Annotated in this window: 18 protein-coding genes and 3 pseudogenes; 8 read left to right on the top strand and 13 right to left on the bottom strand. The window is 67.5% G+C overall.

Translation table 11 applies throughout. The annotated features are described in order from the left end of the window. Window positions 1–4: 4 nt before the first annotated feature. Window positions 5–517, top strand: coding sequence for a MarR family transcriptional regulator (locus A5750_RS13860; RefSeq protein WP_066945783.1), 513 nt, complete (start codon window positions 5–7; stop codon window positions 515–517). Between the two features lie 98 nt (window positions 518–615). On the opposite strand, the gene mmsB is transcribed toward A5750_RS13860, so the two are convergent. The 4 genes from mmsB to A5750_RS13840 all read right to left on the bottom strand — a co-directional run bounded on the left by mmsB (window position 616) and on the right by A5750_RS13840 (window position 5,162). Then, complete coding sequence (gene mmsB / locus A5750_RS13855) at window positions 616–1,500, bottom strand: 3-hydroxyisobutyrate dehydrogenase (protein WP_066945778.1); 885 nt, start codon at window positions 1,498–1,500, stop codon at window positions 616–618. Between the two features lie 11 nt (window positions 1,501–1,511). Further along, window positions 1,512–2,672, bottom strand: a complete 1,161-nt coding sequence (locus tag A5750_RS13850; RefSeq protein WP_066945775.1) for an isobutyryl-CoA dehydrogenase — start codon at window positions 2,670–2,672, stop codon at window positions 1,512–1,514. Window positions 2,673–2,678: 6 nt separating this feature from the next. Further along, complete coding sequence (locus tag A5750_RS13845) at window positions 2,679–4,199, bottom strand: CoA-acylating methylmalonate-semialdehyde dehydrogenase (protein WP_067263474.1); 1,521 nt, start codon at window positions 4,197–4,199, stop codon at window positions 2,679–2,681. A gap of 84 nt (window positions 4,200–4,283) precedes the next feature. Next, on the bottom strand, window positions 4,284–5,162 hold the full coding sequence (locus A5750_RS13840) for an SDR family oxidoreductase (RefSeq protein ID WP_067263524.1): 879 nt from the start codon (window positions 5,160–5,162) through the stop codon (window positions 4,284–4,286). Between the two features lie 84 nt (window positions 5,163–5,246). On the opposite strand from A5750_RS13840, the gene A5750_RS13835 reads away from it, so the two are divergent. Genes A5750_RS13835 through A5750_RS26350 form a run of 7 tightly spaced genes read left to right on the top strand, consistent with a single transcriptional unit; the run spans window position 5,247 to window position 10,288 of the window. Then, entirely contained in the window at window positions 5,247–5,819 is a 573-nt protein-coding gene (locus A5750_RS13835) for a TetR/AcrR family transcriptional regulator (RefSeq protein ID WP_067263522.1), read from the top strand. A gap of 20 nt (window positions 5,820–5,839) precedes the next feature. After that, window positions 5,840–7,255 carry an NAD(P)-binding protein gene (locus A5750_RS13830; RefSeq protein WP_067263472.1) on the top strand — a complete coding sequence of 472 codons (1,416 nt, stop codon included), beginning with the start codon at window positions 5,840–5,842 and terminating at the stop codon, window positions 7,253–7,255. A gap of 45 nt (window positions 7,256–7,300) precedes the next feature. Continuing rightward, window positions 7,301–7,849 carry an RNA polymerase sigma factor gene (locus A5750_RS13825; RefSeq protein ID WP_066945763.1) on the top strand — a complete coding sequence of 183 codons (549 nt, stop codon included), beginning with the start codon at window positions 7,301–7,303 and terminating at the stop codon, window positions 7,847–7,849. Next, entirely contained in the window at window positions 7,846–8,547 is a 702-nt protein-coding gene (locus A5750_RS13820; protein WP_067263469.1) for a Rieske (2Fe-2S) protein, read from the top strand. Before A5750_RS13825 ends, A5750_RS13820 begins: the two co-directional genes overlap by 4 nt. A gap of 30 nt (window positions 8,548–8,577) precedes the next feature. Beyond that, entirely contained in the window at window positions 8,578–8,964 is a 387-nt protein-coding gene (locus A5750_RS13815; RefSeq protein WP_067263466.1) for a cupredoxin family copper-binding protein, read from the top strand. Next, window positions 8,961–9,881: a metallophosphoesterase gene (locus A5750_RS13810; protein WP_067263464.1), complete on the top strand. Its 921-nt coding sequence runs from the start codon at window positions 8,961–8,963 to the stop codon at window positions 9,879–9,881. The genes A5750_RS13815 and A5750_RS13810 overlap by 4 nt, the downstream gene beginning before the upstream one ends. Continuing rightward, window positions 9,878–10,288, top strand: coding sequence for a hypothetical protein (locus A5750_RS26350; protein ID WP_156664334.1), 411 nt, complete (start codon window positions 9,878–9,880; stop codon window positions 10,286–10,288). The genes A5750_RS13810 and A5750_RS26350 overlap by 4 nt, the downstream gene beginning before the upstream one ends. On the opposite strand, the gene A5750_RS13805 is transcribed toward A5750_RS26350, so the two are convergent. The 9 genes and pseudogenes from A5750_RS13805 to A5750_RS13770 form a co-directional block, all read right to left on the bottom strand. Next, the gene (locus A5750_RS13805; protein ID WP_067263448.1) at window positions 10,173–11,309 is read right to left on the bottom strand and encodes an acyltransferase; all 1,137 of its coding nucleotides are present in this window, start codon (window positions 11,307–11,309) and stop codon (window positions 10,173–10,175) included. The two genes, A5750_RS26350 and A5750_RS13805, sit on opposite strands and share 116 nt — an antisense overlap. Window positions 11,310–11,677: 368 nt before the next feature. Then, window positions 11,678–12,844: pseudogene (locus A5750_RS13800) on the bottom strand (acyltransferase family protein); the annotation flags it as partial. Between the two features lie 198 nt (window positions 12,845–13,042). Then, complete coding sequence (gene rfbC / locus A5750_RS13795) at window positions 13,043–13,651, bottom strand: dTDP-4-dehydrorhamnose 3,5-epimerase (protein ID WP_067263443.1); 609 nt, start codon at window positions 13,649–13,651, stop codon at window positions 13,043–13,045. Beyond that, window positions 13,652–14,647 carry a dTDP-glucose 4,6-dehydratase gene (gene rfbB / locus A5750_RS13790; RefSeq protein WP_067263441.1) on the bottom strand — a complete coding sequence of 332 codons (996 nt, stop codon included), beginning with the start codon at window positions 14,645–14,647 and terminating at the stop codon, window positions 13,652–13,654. Between the two features lie 26 nt (window positions 14,648–14,673). Continuing rightward, window positions 14,674–15,540 (bottom strand): LLM class F420-dependent oxidoreductase, encoded by an 867-nt coding sequence (locus tag A5750_RS13785; protein ID WP_067263439.1) that lies wholly within the window; start codon window positions 15,538–15,540, stop codon window positions 14,674–14,676. Between the two features lie 25 nt (window positions 15,541–15,565). After that, window positions 15,566–16,408 carry an LLM class F420-dependent oxidoreductase gene (locus A5750_RS13780; protein ID WP_067263437.1) on the bottom strand — a complete coding sequence of 281 codons (843 nt, stop codon included), beginning with the start codon at window positions 16,406–16,408 and terminating at the stop codon, window positions 15,566–15,568. A 29-nt stretch (window positions 16,409–16,437) separates the two neighbouring features. Beyond that, a pseudogene (locus A5750_RS26610) lies at window positions 16,438–16,779 on the bottom strand (sensor histidine kinase); the annotation flags it as partial. A gap of 840 nt (window positions 16,780–17,619) precedes the next feature. Further along, window positions 17,620–17,745, bottom strand: a pseudogene (locus A5750_RS26605) (hypothetical protein); the annotation flags it as partial. A 182-nt stretch (window positions 17,746–17,927) separates the two neighbouring features. After that, window positions 17,928–19,613, bottom strand: a complete 1,686-nt coding sequence (locus A5750_RS13770) for an FAD-dependent oxidoreductase (protein ID WP_066945728.1) — start codon at window positions 19,611–19,613, stop codon at window positions 17,928–17,930. Window positions 19,614–19,693: the final 80 nt, after the last annotated feature.

Below are 19,693 nucleotides of genomic sequence, written 5' to 3'. Positions count from 1 at the left end.
GGGCGTGGCTGCCTCACGACCGCCGAAGCGTGATCCGATCGCCGCGGCGCGCGACAACTGGGAGCGCTCCGGTTGGAGCGACGTGGCCCAGGGCATGGTCGCGGTGACGTCGGTGATGCGGGCGCACCAGATCCTGCTGGCCCGCGTCGAGACGGCATTGCGTCCCTACGACCTGAGTTTCTCCCGGTATGAGTTGCTGCGCCTGCTGGCGTTCAGCCGGACCGGCGCGCTGCCGATCACCAAGGCGTCCGACCGGTTGCAGGTCCACGTCACCAGCGTGACGCACGCGATTCGCCGGCTGGAAGCCGACGGGCTGGTGCAACGGGTACCGCACCCCACCGATGGGCGCACCACTCTGGTGCAGATCACCGACCTGGGCCGCTCGACGGTCGAGGACGCCACGGTAACGCTCAACGAGCAAGTGTTCGCCGATATCGGCATGTCCGAAACCGAAGCGCGGGCGCTGGTTTCATCGATCGAGACGCTGCGCCGCGACGCGGGCGACTTCGCGGATTGAACGAGAAGAAGGCCATCCTTCGCCGAACGTGCACTGAGTGCGATTTTTCCCGCGCTATTTCGCAGTGAGTACACGCTCGGCGCGCCGCTGTGCCCGATCTAGCTGTCGCGCAGCAATTCGATCACTGCGCTGAAGTCCTTGTCGGCGTGGTCGGCCGCGAATTTGGCGTAGATCTCGGCGGCGTGCCTGCCCAGCGGCGCCGCGGACCCGGTCGAGGTCACCGCGTCCATGGCGAGGCCGAGGTCCTTGTTCATCAGTGCGGTCGCGAAACCCGGCTTGAAGTCGTTGTTGGCCGGCGATGTCGGCACCGGTCCCGGCACCGGGCAGTTGGTGTGCACGGCCCAGCAGTTGCCGGTCGCGCCGGTGATGACGTCGAAGAGGGACTGCGCCGAAAGCCCGAGCTTCTCGGCCAGCACGAACGCCTCACCGACGGCGATCTGCTGCACCGCCAGCACCATGTTGTTGCACACCTTGGCCGCCTGGCCGGCCCCGGCCGCGCCGCAGTGAATCACCTTGCCCGCCATGGGTTCCAGCACGGGCCGGGCGCGCTCCAGGGCGGCCTCGTCACCGCCGACCATGAACGCCAGCGTCCCGGCGACGGCGCCCTTCACCCCGCCGGAGACGGGCGCATCCAGCTGCGCAACCCCCTGCGACTCCGCGAGCGCGTGCACCTCGCGGGCGTCGTTGACCGAGATCGTGGAGCTGTCGATGAACAGTGCGCCCGACCGGGCGGCCGGCAGCACATCGGCGTAGCAACGCTTGACCAGGTCGCCGTTGGGCAACATGGTGATCACGACGTCGGCCCCCGTCACCGCGTCGGCCGCGCTGTCGAACGTCGTGACCCCGTTGCCTGCCGCCGCGGCGATGGCGGCGGGCACGGGGTCGAACCCGCGCACCGCATGCTTGGCGGCAACAAGGTTCGCCGACATCGGCCCGCCCATATTGCCCAGACCCAGGAAAGCCACCGTCAGGTGCTCGGTCATCGCCGACCTTTCTACGCGCTCGCCCGCACGCGCGCGGCCTCGGCCCTGCCGATGACCACCCGCATGATTTCGTTGGTCCCTTCCAGGATTCGATGCACCCGCAGATCGCGGACGATCTTTTCCAGACCATACTCACGCAGATACCCGTAGCCGCCGTGCAGCTGCAGGGCCTTGTCGGCCACCTCGAAGCAGGCGTCGGTGACGTAGCGCTTGGCCATCGCGCACAGCTCGACCTTGTCGGGGTCGTCGTTGTCCAACGCATCCGCGGCCCGCCACAACATCATTCGCGACGTTTCCAGCCCGATGGCCATGTCGGCCAGGGTGAACCGGATGGTGGGCTCGTCGAGCAGTGCCTTGCCGAACGCCTGCCGGTCGCGGACGTAGGCGCCCGCCTTGTCGAAGGCGGACTGGGCGCCGCCCAGCGAGCACGCCGCGATGTTGAGCCGACCGCCGTTGAGGCCGTTCATCGCGATGCCGAATCCGGCGCCTTCGCCCTCTGGGCCGCCCAGCATGGCCTCGGCGGGTACCCGCACGCCCTCCAGGATCACCTGTGCGGTGGGCTGGGCATGCCAGCCCATCTTCTCTTCCAGCGCCCCGAAACTGAGCCCGGGAGCGCCCTTTTCGACGATGAAGGCCGAGATTCCGCGCGGACCCTCACCGCCGGTCCGAGCCATCACCACGTAGACGTCCGAGGCCCCGGCGCCGGAGATGAACTGCTTGACGCCGTCGAGCACGTAGTCGCCACCCTGGCGGATGGCTCGGGTGCTCAGGGCGCTGGCGTCCGAGCCCGCGCCCGGCTCGGTGAGGCAGTAGCTGGCGATGACGTCCATCGCGGCCAGCCGAGGCACCCATTCCTTGCGCTGTTCGGGGGTGCCGAACTTGTCGATCATCCACGCGCACATGTTGTGGATGGACAGGAACGCCGCGATGGTCGGGCACGCGATGGCCAACTGCTCGAAGATCCGGACCCCGTCGAGCCGGCGCAGGCCGCTGCCGCCGACGTCCTCGCGGCAGTAGATCGCGGCCATGCCGAGCTCGGCGGACTCCCGCAACACGTCCGTCGGAAAGTGTTTGGCGGCATCCCATTCCAGGGTGTGCGGGGCCAGGCGTTTGGCGGCGAACGCGGCCGCCGTCTCGGTGATGACCCGCTCGTCGTCGTTCAGGGTGAACATAGGGCCCTAATCCATTGTGGGGATGACGAATTCGGCGCCATCCTTGATGCCGGACGGCCACCGCGACGTCACCGTCTTCGTCTTCGTGTAGAAGATGATGGACGAAGGGCCATGCTGGTTGAGGTCGCCGAAACCGGAGCGCTTCCAACCGCCAAAGGTGTGGTAGGCAACCGGAACCGGGATCGGCACGTTCACGCCGACCATGCCCACCTGCACCCGGGAGACGAAGTCACGGGCCGCGTCGCCGTCGCGGGTGAAGACCGCCACACCGTTGCCGTACTCGTGCTCCGAAGGCAACCGCAGCGCCTCTTCGTAGTCGTGGGCGCGCACGATGCACAGCACCGGCCCGAAGATCTCGTCGGTGTAGATCGACATGTCGGCAGTGACGTGGTCGAACAGCGTTGGGCCGATGAAGAATCCGCCCTCGAGGCTGGCGTCGTCGAATGTCAGGTCGTCGCTGGCGCGCTCCCGGCCGTCGATCACCAATTCGGCGCCCGCCTCGACGCCCTGGCCGATGTAGTCGCGCACCCGCGCCAGCGCGGCTTCGGTGACCAGCGGGCCGTAGTCGGCCTTCGGGTCCAGGCTGTGCCCGACGCGCAGGTTGTTGATCCGGTCGACGAGCCTGGCGCGCAACCGCTCCGCGGTCCGCTCGCCGACGGGCACCGCGACGCTGATTGCCATGCACCGTTCGCCCGCGCTGCCGTACCCGGCCCCGATCAGCGCGTCGACGGCCTGGTCCAGGTCGGCATCGGGCATCACGATCATGTGGTTCTTGGCGCCGCCGAAGCACTGCGACCGCTTGCCGGTGGCCGCGGCCGTGGCGTAGATGTACTGGGCGATGTCGGAGCTGCCGACGAAACCCACCGCCTGTATGTCGGGGTGGTGCAGGATGGCGTCGACGGCCTCCTTGTCGCCGTGCACGACCTGGAACACACCGGGCGGCAGGCCCGCTTCCAGGAAGAGTTCGGCCAGTCGCACCGGAACCGACGGGTCGCGCTCGCTGGGCTTGAGCACGAAGGCGTTGCCGCATGCGAGGGCCGGCCCGGCCTTCCACAGCGGGATCATGGCCGGGAAGTTGAACGGGGTGATGCCGGCGACCACCCCCAGCGGCTGGCGCAGCGAGTAGACGTCGATGCCCGGACCGGCGCCTTCGCTGTACTCGCCCTTGAGCAGGTGGGGGATGCCGATGGCGAACTCGATGACCTCGATGCCGCGCTGGACGTCGCCGCGCGCGTCGGCCAGCGTCTTGCCGTGCTCGAGGGACAGCAGCTCGGCGAGCTCGTCCATGTGGTCGTTGACCAGTTCGACGAATCGCATCAGCACGCGCGCGCGCCGCTGCGGATTCCACGCCGCCCAACCCTTCTGCGCCTCGACGGCCGAGGCCACCGCGGCGTCGATTTCGGCCTTGCTGGCCATCGGCACCTGCGCCTGCACCTCGCCGGTGCTCGGGTTGAAGACGTCGGCGGTGCGGGTGGACTGGCCGGCGGTGCGCTGCCCATCGATGAAGTGGGGGATTTGTGTGGTCATGGTGTCCTCGAGTTGTACGCGCGTGAGAGGCGGATACTTGGATATCCTAGTAACCGCGGACGGGCGCCGCAAGGACACCGGTTTTCACGCCGGATAGCCGCCGGCCGCCAGGTCTTCGAGCAGGCTCGGATGGGTGGGTCGCCAACCGAATCGCCGGCGGGTCAACTCGCTCGAAGCCGGTTGGTCCGCCTCGAAGACGGCACCGAGGAAGCCGAAATGGTCGGCCGGGACCGGCGCCGGGGGCACGTTGAGTTCGCGCCCGATGGTCTCGGCGAGCGCGCGCATCGGATCCCCCTCATCGGCAACCGCGTGCGCCACCGTGCCTGCGGTGGCCTCCTCGAGAACCAAACGGAACAGCCGCGCGGCGTCGAGGACGTGCACGGCCGGCCAGCGCTGGCTGCCGTCGCCGACATAGCCCGACACCCCGGTGCGTCGAGCGGTCTCGATGAGCAGGGATGCGAACCCGCACGGGCCGGCCGCCCGGTGCACGGACCGGGGGAGGCGGACCACCGCCGACCGGACCCCCTTGTCGGCCAGGTCCAGGGCGGCCCGGGCGTTTCGGCCGCGTCCGCCGATGGGTCCGTCGGTCGGCATCGGGTCCTCCTCGGTGGACGCACGGCCGGGCACCACCGGTGTCCCCGAGGCCATGACGAACGGCTTGCCGGTTCCCTCGAGGGCGGCGCCGAACGCCTCGACCGCACCGGACTCCTGGGTGACCGCCTTGGCGAAGTCGTCGAAGTGCAGGAAGGCGAGGTGAATAACGGCATCGGACTCCGCGGCGCCCCGGCGCAGGCTGTCTGTGTCGTCGAGGTCGCCGCGCAGCACGTCGGCTCCCATCGACTGGGCGGCCTGTGCCGACGCGTCGGAGCGCGCCAGCGCGAGGACTTGGTGGCCTGCGCCGGTCAGCTCGGGCACGACGGCCGAGCCGATGCCGCCGGTGGCACCCGTGACGAAAACCCGCATGAGCAACTCCTCCGAGTGATGGGACTGATGTCGCATCACGCTAGCAGAGTGATGGGACAAAAGTCTCATCGCTACGATGACGGCATGCCCCGATGGGAACCGGATGCGCGAGCACGGCTGGTCGTCGCCGCGCTGCAGCTGTTTTCCGAGCAGGGCTACGACCGGACCACCGTCGCCGAGATCGCCGATCAGGCCGGCCTGACCAGGAGCACCTTTTTCCGGTATTTCCCTGATAAGCGGGAGGTCCTGGCGGCCGGTCAGGAGACGCTGGCGCAACTCCTGACGGACGGCATCGCCTCGGCGCCCGCGGGGGCGAGCCCACTCGCCGCGGTGGCCGCCGGGCTGGAGCGGGCTGCCGGGCCGATGACGCCGTTCAATCGCGAACTCGGTCCCCGGGTGCAAGCGGTCATCGCCACCAGCACCGAGTTGCAGGAGCGCGACGCGCTCAAACAGGTCGGCCTGGCCGCGGCGATGGCGGACGCGCTGCACGCGCGGGGGGTTCCGGCCCGGGCCGCGGCCCTGGCCGCCGAGCTGGGGGTGCTCGCGTTCAAGGAGGCCTACGCCGAATGGGTTGCCGCAGAGAATGAGCTAGACCTTGCCGAACTGGCTCGCAAAGCGTTGGATGACCTCCGCGCCGCGGCGGTCGACCTCGGCTGAGCAGGCTAGCCTTCAGGCGTATGCGCACCATCGAGGCCGATTACCTGGTGGTCGGCGCGGGCGCCATGGGCATGGCGTTCGTCGACACGCTGGTGTCCGAGACGGACGCCCGCGTGGTGTTGGTGGACCGCAACCACCAGCCGGGCGGGCACTGGAACATGGCCTACCCATTCGTGCGGCTGCACCAGCCCTCGGCGTTCTACGGCGTCAATTCGCTGCGCCTCGGCAGCGACTCCATCGACGAATTCGGTTGGAATCAAGGGCTTTACGAGTTGGCCACCGCGGGGGAGGTGTGCGCCTACTACGACCATGTGATGCGCCGGCAGCTGTTGGCGAGTGGCCGGGTCTCCTACTTCCCGATGAGCGAATACCGCGGTGATGGCCGCTTCACCACGCTCGCCGGCGCCGACCACACCGTCACCGTCGCGCGCCGCATCGTCGACGCCACCTACATGCACGTCACGGTGCCCGCCATGCGGCCGGCGCCCTACGCCGTCGCGCCCGGTAGCACCTGCGTGCCGCCCAACGACCTGCCGAAATTGGGTGCGCACGAGCGTTACGTGATCGTCGGCGCGGGCAAGACCGGCATCGACACCTGCCTGTGGCTGCTCGGGCAGGGCATCGCGCCGGACCGGCTGACCTGGATCATGCCCCGTGACTCCTGGCTGCTGGATCGCGCGACGATGCAGCCGGGACCGCTGTTCGCCGAGAAGATCAAAGCCGGCTTCATCGCGCAGCTGCGCGCGATCAACGATGCCGCGTCGGTTGATGATTTGTTCTCCCGCCTCGAGGAGGCCGGCAGCGTGTTGCGGATCGATCCGGCGATCCGGCCGACGATGTATCGCTGCGCGACCGTCACCCGGGCCGAACTCGAACAGCTGCGACGCATCGGCGATGTGGTGCGCAAGGGGCACCTGCTGCGCGTCGACGCGGACCGAATGATCCTCGAGGACGGCGCGGTGGCGCGCGAAGGCGACGCCCTGTTTATCGACTGCACCGCCGACGGTGCCGAAAAGCGCCCGGCAACACCCATTTTCGACGCCGGCCGGATCACGCTGCAAAGCGTGCGCGGATGCCAGCAGATTTTCAGCGCCGCGCTGATCGCCCACGTCGAAGCCGCGTATGCCGACGACCGGCTGAAGAACGGGCTGTGCGTGCCGTTGCCCCACCCGGACACCGATGTGGACTGGTTGCGGTTGGCGCTGGCCGATTACAGCAATCAGCTGCGCTGGCTCGACGATCCGGACCTGACCGCCTGGCTGTCCGCGGCGCGCCTGGACCTGTTCGGTCATCTGGTCGGTCATCTGCTGCCGCCGGCTTCGGCGAAGCCCCGCGTACGCGACCGGCTGCTGAGCATCGCCAAGTCGGTGTTCTCGGCCACCGCCACCAAACTCGACGAGCTGCTCAGTGAACAAACCTCGCTTGCGGCACCGTGATAACCGGTGTAACCCGGCTCGATATTCATCGGGTGGAGGAGGCACGTGGCGGCACAAAGCGAACCCGTCAAACGGCCGCTGCGGGCGGTGCCCGACAGCGGCTTTGACGATGGCTATCCGGACTGGGAAGCGGTGTACCAGGACAACGCGTCCTGGGTCTACCGCACGCTGTTCGCCCGGGTCGGCAACCGGGCCGACGCCGAGGACCTCACCGCCGAGGTCTTCCTCGCCGCGCTGCGGCCGCTGCGGCTGACCGCGAGCGTCGGCGAGGTGCGCGCGTACCTGCGGGTGACCGCGCGAACGGTGCTCGCCGCGCATTGGCGGGAGACCCTGGGCCGGGAGATAACCTCGATCGACGACATCGAACAACCACCGGAAAGCGAGGAAGCGATCAGCACCGCGCCGCAGCGTGTCGCCCGGGTTTTGGACAACCTGCCGGACCGCTACCGGCACATCCTGGAATTACGCTTCCTGCAAGGGCATTCGATCAAGGATTCCGCCGCGGAACTCGGTGTCAGCGTCGCCAACGCCAAGGTGCTCCAGCATCGCGCGCTGCGGTTGGCGGCGCAGGTCAACGATGGGGGCTCACCATGAACGCGCGAGGGCTGCGCCGCTACGTCGACGACCTGTTGCGGGGCCGGCGGCCCAGGCCGTTCGCCCCCGACGAGTTCGAGGCGGCGCAACTGCGCACGGCGATCGAACTGCGCGCGGCCGGGCGCCGGGGCGAGGCCCCGCGGCAGGAATTCCTCGACGAGCTGCATGGTCGCCTCGCCGAGCAGATGTCCGACGCGGGACCCCAACCGGCGCAGAAGCACAGCAGCACCCGCCGCCAGGTCATCGTCGGCACGTCGGCAGCGGCGGCCGCCGCGGTCACCGCGGTGTCCATCGACCGAGCCGTTGTTGTCGGCCACCCCGGCGGGGTTCCCGCCGCCGACAACGCGCCGCTCACGCCCAACGCCGGGACATGGCAGCGGGTGGCGGCCAGTTCGCAGGTACCCGACGGGATCATGCATCCGTTCGACCTGGGTTCGGTGAGCGGATTCGTCCGCCGAGTCGACGGTAAGCCGCAGGCCGTCTCCGGGGTATGCACTCACCAGGGGTGCCGGCTGTGGTTCGACGCGCCCGACGACACGCTGCGCTGCCCCTGCCACTCGACGTCGTTCTCGCCCGCCGGACAGGTGCTCACCCACCAACTGCCGATCGCCCCGAAGCCGTTGCCGGCGTTGCTGGTTCGTGAGATCGACGGCGTCATCGAGGTGTTCGCGCCGGCGCGTCCCGACCAGCCCGCCTGATTGGTGTAACCCGCCGCCCTATTCCTGGGCATGATGCTTCGAAAACATTCGGCGGTCGCCCTGGCCGCCGCAGTCCTCCTGGCGGGGTGCTCGGCCTCGCGGCCCGCCACCGGCTCCAGCACCAGCATGCCCATGGGCTCAGTGACGGCGCCCGCGGCTCCGGTGAGCGGCAATCAGGTCAACATCGACGGCTTCGCGTTCGCGCCGGCCACGCTGACGGTCCCTGTGGGCACCACCGTCACGTGGACCAACCGCGACGAAGAACCGCATACGGTGGCCGCATCCGACGGTTCTTTCCACTCACCCGGGATGGGGACAGGGGCCACTTTCACCCACACCTTCTCCGACGCCGGAACTTTCGACTACGTCTGCTCCATTCACCCGATGATGCGCGGGAGCGTGGTGGTGACGCGATGAACCCGAACATGAGTCGCCGCCAGCTGATGCGACACACGGCGTGGTTCGGGGCGGCGGTGGGCTTCGCCGTGGTTGGCGGCGAAGTGATTTCGCATGTTGCGGGTACCGCGGCGGCAGAGCACGCGCACGCCCGGCCCACCCTGCGTTTCGCCCAGATCAGCGACAGCCACATCGGATTCACCGGGGCGCCCAACCCGAACGTCGCCGGCACGTTCGGCCACGCGATCGGTCAGGTCAACAATCTCGGCTACACACCGGATTTCGTCGTGCACACCGGCGACCTGACGCACCTGTCCAGCCCCGAGCAGTTCGACCAGGTGAAGCAGATGATGACCGCCCTGAAGACGCCGCACGTGTTCACCGTGCCCGGGGAGCACGACTCGGTCGACGACGCGGGCCAGAAGTATCGAAGCGCCTTCGGTGCGGGATCCGTCGGCGACGGCTGGTACAGCTTCGACACCGCAGGCGTGCACGTGATCGCACTGGTCAACACGCTGAACCTGCACAAGCTGGGACATTTGGGGGCGGACCAATTGGAGTTCGTCGAGAAGGACGTCGCGCGGCTGTCGAGCGATACCCCCATCATCGTGTTCAGCCACATCCCGTTGTTCGCGATGTACCCCAACTGGGGCTGGGGCACCGACGACGCGGCCCAGGCGCTGAGCTACCTGCGCCGGTTTTCGTCCGTCACCTGCCTCAATGGGCATGTGCACCAATTGTTTTCCAAGACGGAAGGCAACGTGACGTTCTACAGCGGGACGACGACCGCGTACCCGCTGCCGCGTCCCGGTGACGGGCCGGCGCCCAAGCCGGTCACTCTGCCGTCCGGCAAGCTCCGCGATGCCCTCGGCATCCGCGAGGTCTCTTACACCCGGGGCGAGGCCGCCCTGGCGTTGAAAGAGCAGGCGTTGCAATGACTCTTCTGCTTCGCATCGGGCTGGCCGCGTCACTCGCGGTCAGCGCCCTCAGCCACGCCTACCTCTACGTGCACGGCTACCGACACATCCCGGATATCGGCGCCGCCTTCCTGATTCAGGCCAGTGCGTCGTTCGCCATAGCCCTGCTGATCCTCCTGGGCGGTCCCGGCTGGCTGCGTTGGGCTGGCGCGGCCGTGGCGGGCGGCTCGCTGATCGCGTTCGGCCTATCGAGAACGATTGGGATTATGGGCTTTTCGGAGCAGGGCTGGCAGCCCGCGCCCCATGCCGCGATCAGTGTGACCGCGGAGGTGTTGACGGTGCTGCTGTGGGCGGGGGATCTGGCGACTGCGCGGGGTCGGGGAGTTCGGCAACTTCAGCAAGGTCGCGGACAGACCACTTCCGCTTGAGACGAGACCTCAAGTTTTGCGCGGGCTTCTCGACCAAATACCAGCTCAACGCCGCCAGAGGCAGGGTGGCCAGCGCCGAAACGAGAAAAAACCCAATCGGATGCAGCCAGATAAGCCCACAGACCGCCAGCAACTGCTGCATTGGGTACGCGTATATGTAGACGCCGTAGGAGAGATCCGTGCGTAATCTCAGCCGTTGGTTGTGGATCAACGCACCCGACACGATCACGGCATACGCCAGCGGAAGGGCAGCCACCACACGGTAATCGGGCAATAGACCGGCCGCCACGACGATCACCACGCTCACCGCGACCAGTGACCACCGGGCGGGAATCACGTCTCGCCATTGATAGAGGACCGCGCCGGCGGCGAACATGATCGCCGATCGCACGGCCAACTGGGGGATGGTCCATACCCCGGGAAATGTCAGCGGCGGCAACAACAACGCCCCAAGCACCGCCAGGACCAAAATTGCAGGGGACACCCAACGGCGATTGGCGAGTCCGATGACACCGATGACAGCCACGACCAGGTAGCACATCAATTCCCAGACCAGGGACCACAGGGAAGCATTCCATTTCCCCGCATCCGGAATCCCGCTCGGGGTGGCGCCGACACCCTGATGAAGGTAGGCCACCGCAGCGTTCTTCCAGACGTACTCGACCGGGTCGCTGGACAGGAGCAGCTTGACGGCCGAGCCACCTTGAATCGCCACGCTTATCGGGGCGATGACGAACGCGGTCACGATCAAGCAGACGTAGAACCCGGGAAGGATGCGCAGGGCTCGAGCGACGAGATAGTCGCGGACTCGTGGGTCGTTGAGCCAGCTGGCGGTGATGAGAAATCCGGAGATCGCAAAGAACCCGTCAACACCTACCGAGAAGAACAGCTGGAGTATCGCCGCGGGCGGCATGCGACCCGTGATCGGCCAGGAGTGAAACAGCATCACCTCTGCCGCCAGCGCCAGCCGGAATGCGTTCAGCGCGTTGTTCCGCGGATCGAATACCAGTCCGAGCTTCATCCGCCTCTGCCTGTCGTCTTATACCCAGCGCCGTCGGCGCCATCGTATCGGCCGTGACTAGGCGGTGCCCCGGAATTCCGGAGGAAGAGCGGTACCTCGAACTTCCGTCGGTAGCACGAGCACCGTTTGCGTTGTCTGCTCTCGGGTCTGGCAACTGGGCGGCTGGAAGAGCCCGCCAGTCGGCGTGATTCATCGATCGAGTGCGTGCCCGAGTCTTATCCGAGTCCGCCAGTCGCCGTGCGATTCGGATGCAATCGTACGACGACGTTGTTGGGGATCGTCGGGATCTCCAACTGCTCAGGGCAGGGGCCGGAGCCATTGGTGGCTGGTGCATCCGCGAGTTGGGGGCTAAGCACCTCGTGCGTCAACTCGCGCGGCGTTAAAGCATCAGCCCGGGCGGCCGGCCGGTCTGTGACGACGACTGGGTCGCCACTGCTGCTACCTTCGGCGACGTCGGAGGCGGCCAACTCCTTTCGCTTAATTCGATGTTTCAACGCTTGTGCCGGCTTCTCCACCAGGAACCAGCTCAGCGCGGCCAGCGGCAACGTCGCCGCCGTCGACAGGGCGGCGAAGGCCAACGGAGTAAGCCAGATAAGCCCGTTCATGGCCAGCAGCTGCTGCATCGGGCTCGCGTAGATGTACACGCCATAGGACAGATCCGTACGCAATCGAAGGCGCCGGCTGTGGATCAGCGCCCCCGAAACGATGACCGCGTAGGCAAGCGGGATCGCGGCGACCATCCGGTAGTTAGGGAGGACGCTTGACGCTGCAACGATAACCACGCTCACGGCGACGAGTGACCACCGGGCGGGGATCACATCTCGCCACTGGTACAGGAATGCCCCAGCCGAGAACATGATCGCCGCCCTTGCGGCCAAATAGATTAGCGCGATGGCCGCGCCGCCTTGCTGGTGATCGGCCGTGCCGTCGGGGACCGTAATCGTCGGCAAGGATATGGTCCCGAGTAGAGCCGCTGCAAATATCGCCGGGGAAATCCAACGGCGGTTGGCGAGTCCGACCACGCCGATCGCGGCCACTACGACGTAGCACATCACTTCCCAGATGAGGGACCACAGCGACCCATTCCAGGCGCCCGCGGCCGGAATGCCGCGCGGCGTGCCGCCAATATCGAACTTGACCAGCGCCACCGCGCTGTTTTTCAAGACGAACTCCAACGACGCACCGGAGGTTATGAGCTTCGTACCGGAGCCACCTTGCGTTGCCACGCCGATCGGGGCGATGACGAAGGCTGTCACCAGCAGGCACACGTAAAACCCGGGAAGGATGCGAAGGGCCCGCGCGCCGAGAAACTCACGGAGTCGCGGGTTGCTGAGCCAACTCGCGGTGATGAGGAATCCCGAAATCGCAAAGAACCCGTCGACGCCTACGTTGAGAAGCAACTGGTATGCCGGCTTTAGCGACGGGACGCGGCCCGTCATTCCCCAGGAGTGGCACACGATCACTTCGGCCGCCAGCAGCAGCCGCCATGCGTTCAGCGCATTGCTCCGCGGATCGAATGCGCGCCCTAGTTTCATCAACCCCCATCCGCCGGCCATACCTCGTTACCAGGGCCATCGTAATCGTCACCGGCGGCGAATTGAGGGAATTCGCGTTTGCAGATCGTTCAACTACTCGCCACGAAGGTGATGTCGACCCAAAAGGCTCGATGGCCTAAGGGCAACACGCCCCCATTGCGGCTTGACCGCATTACGAAGCCCAAGTTCCCGTGCCGATTATTTGCTGCGCATCCCGTCGATGAACGTGCGCGTCTCGTTCCAGCTGGGCAAAAGGCCAGCGCCGCGGATTTCTTCCAAGCTGGGGGCCGCGGCATCGCGGTCGGACAGGTTCGGGGCCGCGCCATTCACCAGCGGCCAGTCGACCCCGATCGCGGGGTCGGTCGCGCAGATGGTGCGCTCGCGCTGCGGGTTGTATTCGGCGGAGCACAGATACATCACCGTCGAATCGTCCTCTAAGGCGAGGAAGCCGTGTCCGAGGCCTTCGGAAAGGTAGATCGTCCTGCGGTCCTGGTCGTCGAGCAACACCGAGTCCCACTGCCCGAACGTCGGCGAACCCTCGCGGATGTCCACCACGACGTCGAAAACCGAGCCGCGCACGCAGGTCACATATTTGGCCTGGCTTGGCGGCAGCTGGGCGAAGTGCAGGCCGCGCAATACGCCGGCCGACGAAACCGAACAGTTGGCTTGCCGAACATCCAAGCGGTGACCGGCGAACTCGGTGAACTCCCGGTCGGTGAGCCACTCGAAGAACAGTCCACGGGCATCACCGCGAATGGTGGGGGTGATCTCCCAGGCGCCGGGGATGTCGAGTTCGCGAACCTTCATCTACTGACCACGCTCTTCGTAACGGGCTTCCGCGGCGTCCTTCAAAGGGCGCCACCATGATTCGTTGGCACGATACCAGTCGATGGTGGCGCTCAATCCCTCTTCGAAATCGGTATGCTTTGGGGCCCAACATAGTTCGTCGTACAACATCGACGGGTCGATGGCGTAGCGCAGGTCGTGACCGACGCGGTCGGTCACGTGGTCGAAGTCATCGGGTTCGTGCCCCATCATCTTCAGCAGCGTGCGCAGCACACTCAGGTTGTCGCGCTCGCCCTCGGAGCTGATCAGGTACGTGCGGCCGATTTCGCCCTTTTCCAGGATCCGTCGCACGGCGCTGTTGTGGTCGTCGACGTGGATCCAGTCGCGGACGTTGGCGCCGCTGCCGTACAGCTTGCACCGCCGGCCGGTGAGCACGTTGGTGATCTGGCGCGGGATGAACTTCTCGACGTGCTGATAGGGCCCGTAATTGTTGGAGCAGTTCGAGATCGTCGCGCGCACTCCGTAGGAGCGCACCCAGGCCCGGACCAGCATGTCGGCGCCGGCCTTGGTGGCCGAGTACGGACTCGACGGGTTGTACGGCGTCGACTCGGTGAATCGGTTGGCGTCGTCGAGCTCGAGGTCGCCGTAGACCTCGTCTGTCGAAATGTGGTGCAGCCGCACGCCGTGGCGCCGCACCGCTTCCAGGATGGTGAACGTCCCGACGACGTTGGTGTGCAGGAAGGGCCCCGGGTCGTCCAGCGCGTTGTCCACGTGGCTCTCCGCGGCGAAGTGCACCACCGCGTCGGACTCGGCGACCAGCCGCGAGACCAGCTCGGCGTCGCAGATGTCGCCCACCACCAGCCGGATGGCGTCCTCGACGTCGGCCAGCGACTCCCGCCGGCCGGCGTAGGTCAAGGCGTCGAGCACCGTCACGGAATCCTCCGGATGCTCCCGGACCGTGCTATGCACGAAATTCGCGCCGATGAAGCCAGCGCCGCCGGTGACCAGTAACCGCATGCCCAAACCCTAACCGAGCGAGTCGGTCAGCTTGCGACAGTCAGCCCCAGCGGCCCGGCCAATTCGCTCAGCACGCGAATCACCTCGTCGTCGTCGGCCGCGTCGAGCACTTGGACCGCCACGTGGTCGGCGCCGGCGTCGATGTGTTCGTTGAGGCGTTGCGCGATGGCCTCGGGAGTGCCGTACGCCACCACCGCGTCGATGAGCTTGTCGCTGCCCGGCTTGCGGACGTCGGCCTCGCTGAAGCCTGTGCGCAGCCAGTTGTTCACATAGTTACTCAGGTCGAGGTAGAAGTCCGCATACCTGCGGCCGACCGCGCGGGCTTCGTCCGCGTCGGTGGTGAGCACCACCTTGTGTTCGGGCGCGAGGAACACGGAGTTCCCGATCAGTTCGCGCGCCTTGGCCGTGTGTTCCGGGGTGGTCAGGTAGGGGTGCGCACCGGCGCTGCGCTGCGCGGCCAGCCGCAATACGCGCGGCCCGAGCGCCGCGAGCACCCGGCGACTGGTGGGCACCATCGCCGCGTCGAGCTCGTCGAGATAGGACACCAGCGCGTCGTACGGCTTGACGTACTCCTGGGTGTGCTCGGGATGTCCCACCCCAACGGCGAGCAAAAACCTTCCGGGGTGGGCGTTTTCGATGCGCGTGAAGGACTTGGCGACGGCCGGGGCCGGCGCATTCCAGATGTTGACGATCCCAGTGGCCAGTTGCAGCGACGTCGTCCGCTCCAGGGCCGGTTCCACCCACGACAGCTCGGCATCCGGTGAACCGCCGATCCAGGCGGCGCCGTAACCCAGCGACTCGATCCGCGCCGCCAGTTCGGGGGTGATGGAGCGGGTGGGCAGCCACACGCCGAACCGGCCCAGGTCGGGTTTGAGTGCTACTGGCTCGGTCATCTACGTCCCCCTCGTGCGTCGTCTGCTAGCTCAGGCCGAGCGGCCCGGCCAATTCGGCCAGAGCCGGAACCAGGTTTTCATCCTTCGTCAGGACCTGCACGGGCACGTGGTCGGCGCCCGCATCGAGGTGCTCTTTCAGCCGGGCCGCGATCGCGTCGGGCGTGCCGTAGGCCACGACCGCGTCGACCAGGCGGTCGCTGCCCGGCTTGGTGACCTCCTCGTCGGTGAAACCGAGCCGCTTCCAGCTGTTGCGGTAGTTGGCGAGCTGGAAATAGATGTCGAGTGCCCTGCGGCCTACCGCACGGGCCTTCTCAGGGTCGGTGGTCAGGACCGCCTTGTGTTCGGGCGCCAGGAACGCCGACGGGCCGATCAACTGGCGCGCCTGAGCGGTGTGCTCGGGCGTGGTGAGGTACGGGTGCGCCCCGGCGGCGTGCTCGGCCGACAGCTTGAGGACGCGCGGGCCCAGGGCGGCCACCACCCGGCGGTTGGCGGGCACCCCGTAGTCGTCCAGCTGCTGCAGGTACTCGGCGAGCGCGTCGTAGGGCTTGCGGTACTCGGTGTGCGCCTCGGGATGGCCGACCCCGATGCCCAGCAGGAAGCGGCCGGGGTAGGCCTTGTCGATGCGGTGGAACGACTCCGCCACCGGCTTGGCCGCCGCCGTCCAGATGTTGACGATGCCGGTGGCCACCTGCAGGGTGGTCGTCGCTTCGAGGATGGGCTCCACCCAGGCCAGCTCGGCCGGCGGCGAACCGCCCACCCACACGGCCCCGTAGCCCAGGGATTCGATGTCTTTGGCTTGTTGTGGCGTCACGCCGCGTCCGAACGATCCGAACCGGCCGAGGTTGGGCTTGCTCGCTGCATCGGTCATGGTTGTTCCCAACCGGGGGCGTGGTGCGGCTATTCCGGAAGGTCTACCTCCGCGGGCGGCGGCGTCTCGAGCGGCAGCAGCACGATGAACCGGGTATCGCCGGGCGTCGATTCCACGCGCAGATCCCCGCGATGCTTCTTGACGACGATGTTGAAGGCCAGATCCAGTCCGAGGCCGGTGCCCTCGCCGAACGGTTTGGTGGTGAAGAACGGCTCGAAGATGTGCTCGCGCACGTCCTCGGGCACCCCGGGCCCGGTATCGCAGATCTCGACGCGGGCCATGTTCTCGCCCTCCCGGCAGGTGCGGATGGTCAGCGTGCCGCCGGTGTCGCGCATCGCGGCGATCGCGTTGTCGATGATGTTGGTCCACACCTGATTGAGATCGCCTGGGTAACAAGGGATTTCGGGAAGCGATTGGTCGAAGTCCTTGGCCACGGTGATCACGGGGTGCTTGCCGGCCTCCTTGCTCGCGTCCTTGGTCAACCGGTCGGCGAACATCACCAGCGTGCTGCGCAGCAACTCGTGCACATTGGCCACCTGGAACGGGGCCCGATCAAGCTGCGAGTACTGCTTGGCGTCGGCGACCAACGCCGAAATCCGTTTGCTCGCTTCCAAAACCTGGTTCATCAGCAGCTCGCTCTCGATGGTGTAGTTGATCCACCGGATCGCCTCCTCCAACGAGGTCGACGCGAGTTCCTCACTGACCGTGGAAATCCGCTCCAGCCAGTCGGTGTCGATGCCGCCTTCGACGAAGGTCGGCGCGATGTCCCACCCGCCCTCGACGCCGTGGTCTTCCAGCCAGTCGCCGACGGCGTCCTCGCGGTCGGCGGTTTCCATGGCGCTCAGGTGCTCCGACGCCGACTTGGCGACCTGCTCGGCCACCTCCTGCTGCAGGTGGACCAGCGCGCTGAGCGCCTCGGGACTGACCGTGCCGTCGGCGAGCATCGCCAGCTTGCCCCGCATGCCGGCGACCCGGCCGCGCAGGTCGGCCGCCGCACGGGCGATGGCCGCCGCGGGGTTGTTCAGCTGATGCGTCAGCCCGGCCGACAGCCGGCCCAGCGCCAGCAGCTTCTCGCGGTTGTCGATGATCCGGCGGGTCCGGTCGGTGCCGACGGCGATGCCGTCGAGCAGGTGGACCGCCATCGGGAACTGGTCCTTCATGAACCGGGCGAACACCGGCGCGTCCATCACGAAGAACCGCGACGGCTTGGTGACGTGCACCGAGGCGTCGTAGCTCTTCTGCTTGCCGCCGGTGAACGCCCGCCACGCCCCGCAATACACACCGCGCTGCGAGGTGCGGTTGGTTTCGATCTCCTGGCCGCCGGAGAGCTTGGACATCATCAGCTCGCCCTCTATGAGGACGTAGAAGCAGGTCGCCGGCTCGCCTTCGACGCAGATCGGGCCCGGTTCGTAGTTCTCGATGTGCCCGTTGGCACACAACACCGCCAGCTGCTCGTCGGTGAGCGCCTCGAACAGGAACAGGCTGCGCAGCTCGTCGGGCTCGCACGGCGTCTTGGCGGTCACGATTCCGCCAGGTAGCGGTGCACCAGCATCACGGCCATCGATCCCTCGCCGACGGCGGCCGCGACGCGCTTGGCGGACTCGGCCCGCACGTCGCCGGTGGCGAATACGCCCGGCACGCTCGTCTCGAGGTGGTGGGGCGGGCGGTCCAACGTCCAGCCACAGACGTTGCGCAGGTCCGGCCCGGTGAGGACGAAGCCGTGGTTGTCGCGGGCGAGCACCCCGTCCAACCACTCGGTGCGCGGCGCGGCGCCGATGAAGATGAACATCCGGGCGCAGGTGACGTCCTCGGTCTCCCCGGTCTGGTTGTCGACCAGCGTCAGCCGCTCCAGGTGGTCGTCCCCGACAGCGCGGCGCACCTCGGTGCAGGTGCGCACGGTGATGTTGGGTCGCTGCCGGATCTGCTGGATGAGGTAGTAGGACATCGAGGCGTCCAGCGACGGCGCCCGAACAACGATGGTCACCGACTTAGCCTCGCGGGACAGGTACATCGCGGCCTGGCCGGCGGAGTTGGCCCCGCCGACGACGTAGACCTCCTCGCCCGCGCATTCCGACGCGATGGAGACGGCGGCCCCGTAGTAGACGCCGCGCCCGGTCAGCTCGCCGCAGCCCTCCGCCGGGAGCTGGCGGTAGGCGACTCCGGTGGCCAGGATGACGGCGTGCGCGTCGACCGAACCGCCGTCGGCGAACCGCACGGTGCGCTTGGGACCGTTGACCTCGAGCGCCGTGGCGGTGCGGGCGGTGATGAGTTCGGCCCCGAACTTCTCGGCCTGCCTGCGGGCCCGGTCGGCCAACTGGCCGCCGGACACCCCGTCAGGGAAGCCCAGGTAGTTCTCGATGCGTGAGCTCTGGCCCGCCTGACCGCCCGTCGCGGTGCGTTCGATGAGCACCGTGCGCAGCCCCTCGGAGGCGCCGTACACGGCGGCGGCCAGACCCGCCGGCCCGCCGCCGATGACGATCAGGTCGTAGAACTCCTGCGACGGCGTGGTGGTCAGGCCGAGGGTGTCGGCCAGCTGCGCGTCGGTGGGCTCGATCAGGGTGTCGCCGCGTTCGGTGACGACGACGGGCAGCCGCAGGCCGTCCTCACCGGCGGCCTTCAGCAACCGCTCGCCGTCGGGGTCGTCGGCCATGAACCACGAGTAGTGCAGCCCGTTGCGGGCCAGAAAGTCGCGCACCTGCCAGGACCGCTCCGACCAGCGGTGCCCGATCACCTTGGTGTGCGGGATGGGGTGTTCGGGTGCCGCGCGCCAGGCGTCCAGCAGCGCGTCGACGACGGGGTAGAACTTCTCCTGTGGCGGGTCCCACGGCTTGAGCAGGTAGTGGTCCAGGTCGACGACGTTGATCGCGTCGATGGCGGCGTGGGTGTCCGCGTAGGCGGTCAGCAGCACGCGTCGCGCCGCCGGGTACAGGTCCATCGCCTGCTCGAGGAATTCGATGCCGCTCATCTGTGGCATCCGGTAGTCGGCGATCAGCACCGCGACCGTCTCGCCCCGCAGCTTGAGCTCCTTGAGCGTGTCCAGGGCGTCGGGACCCGACTCGGCGCGCACGATCCGGTGCCGGTCCCCGTATTGGCGACGCAGGTCGCGGGCGACCGCGCGGGAAACCGAGGGATCGTCGTCGACGGTCAACAGGACCGGCTTGCGAGGCTGAACTGAAAGGGTTGCGGGGCTCGCGGGACTCGTCATCGGGATTAAGTATGCCCTCGTCAGGGCGTTGGCGGCAGGTCAAGGAGGCGGTTTATCGGCCGGTCGGATTTCGCTGCCAG

The sequence above is a fragment of the Mycobacterium sp. 852002-51613_SCH5001154 genome (genome assembly GCF_001667425.1).
GTDB lineage: Bacteria > Actinomycetota > Actinomycetes > Mycobacteriales > Mycobacteriaceae > Mycobacterium.
Note: the sequence above shows the minus strand (reverse complement) of the source record. Positions and strands in the feature narration are given on the sequence as shown.